The sequence below is a fragment of the Mucilaginibacter sp. P4_G9 genome, from assembly GCF_056400985.1.
In genome coordinates this window covers 1-2,100 of record NZ_JBFUKF010000622.1, presented here as the reverse complement: position 1 = coordinate 2,100, position 2,100 = coordinate 1, and the positions used below count along the sequence as shown (strand labels likewise).

Here is a 2,100-nt window from a genome sequence, read left to right as displayed (position 1 = left end):
ACTTAGAATTTAACGATATTATTATGATTAGGAATTATTTACGCAGTGCCATGCGAAACATTACCCGGCACAAATTTATCTCGTTCATTAATATTTTTGGATTAACCATTGGGTTAACCTGCTGCCTGCTGATTGTGGTTTATGTAATCAACGAGCTGAGCTACGATAAGTTTAACACCAACGCTGATGATATTTATCGGGTTACCCGTAGTTTTAACACGCCGGATGGGGTGGAAACGCTTCATCTTGGAGCGGTAGCGCCTCCGTTTGGGCCTTTGCTAAAGAATGAGTTTTCGGATATTAAAAAAGTTACCCGGATATTATCCAATGGTTCAACCTCACTGCGGTATAAGGATAAGCTATTTAATGAGCGTGGCTCGTACTTTGCTGATGAGAGTTTTTTTGATTTTTTTAGTGTAAAAACAATTCATGGTGACCCTAAAACGGCTCTTACAGAACCGTTTACTGTAATGCTGACACCGGAGCTGGCCCGCAAATATTTCGGTAATGAAGATCCGATGAACAAGGAACTCCGGTTGGATAACCAATTCAACTTTAAAGTTACCGGGATCTATGAGCCTTTTCCCGAAAATGCCCAAATGCATCCACAAATGTTATTATCTTTCAATACCCTGAATAATGGCGCCATTTATGGTAAAAAAGGATTGGAGACTAACTGGGGCAATAATTCATTCTTTACTTATCTTTTATTCCCCAAAGGTTATAATGTGGATCATGTGGCCTCGCAGTTCCCGGCTTTTTTAGATAAGTATGTTGGCAATAATGAATCAAAGAACAGCAAATTATCCTTCCAGAAATTTCTGAGCATCCATCTAACCTCGCACCTGGATGATGAGTTGGAGCAGAACGGTGATATCAAACGGGTTTATATATTTTCGGCCATTGCACTGTTTATTCTGCTGATAGCCTGTATCAACTATATGAACCTGTCAACAGCCCGCTCAACCTTAAGGGCTAAAGAGATTGGTATCCGTAAGGTAATTGGTGCGCAGCAAAAAGAGATCATCACCCAATTTTTAAGTGAATCGGTATTAATAACTGCTTTTTCGTTAATACTGGCACTGGTTATCACCTGGCTCATTATGCCGCTGATTAATAAATTTTCGGGACTTACGCTTTCGTTTAACCAGTTATTTCAGCCTCAAATAATTGTGACTGTTGTAGCTATGCCATTTGTGATAGGCATCATTAGCGGTATTTATCCGGCCATCTTTATGTCGTCGTTTAAACCGATTAAAGTTTTAAAAGGAATGTTAAAAGTAGGCTCTGGCAATATCTCATTCCGTAAGGTATTGGTAGTTTTGCAGTTTTCTATTTCCATCATTTTGATAGTGGCCACAACCATTGTATTTCAGCAATTGAGGTACATGCAGCAAAAATCCCTTGGCTTTAATAAAGATCATTTGGTAACCATGGGTAATGCATTTAGCCCAAGCCAGTTTGAGGTATTTAAAAACGAAGTGATGAAGGATGGTACTATAAAGGGTGTCGGTCGTTCATCAAGGATCCCGTCCGGGCGTTTACTGGATGATCAGGGTATTTCCGTTATACAGGGTGGTACAATACAGGCTGTTAAAGCCGACGTTAAGAACATTAATGCCGATTATGGCTTTATCCCAGCTTATGGCATGAAGTTGGCAGCCGGCCGTAATTTTTCAAAGGATTTTGCTACCGATAGTAATAACTATGTAATAAATGTTTCTGCTGCAAAAGTATTAGGCTGGAAAACGCCTGAAAGTGCGATAGGCAGGGAAATAAGCTATGGTGGCGTAAACGGAAAAGTTATAGGCGTAGTTAATGATTTTCATTTCGAATCGCTGCACCAAAACATCATCCCGTTGTTAATGCGCATGCCATCATTCGCCAATAATAATTACGGCAAGCTATCCATTAAAATAGATGGCGGGAACGTGCAGTCGGCCATAAACACATTGGAGCAAACCTGGAAAAAATATCAGCCCGAAACTCCATTTGAATACACCTTTTTGGATGAGAAATTCCAGAAACTGTATGATAGTGAGCAACAGCAGGGGAACCTGTTCACCATATTCTCGTTCATTGCCATATTTATAGCATGTT

Annotated in this window: 1 protein-coding gene; it reads left to right on the top strand. The window is 40.0% G+C overall.

What is annotated here, in order from left to right; translation table 11 throughout:
• Positions 1 to 23: 23 nt before the first annotated feature.
• Positions 24 to 2,100 (top strand): ABC transporter permease (locus AC1DPZ_RS26025; RefSeq protein WP_477408971.1); only part of this gene is annotated, 2,077 nt, incomplete at its 3' end.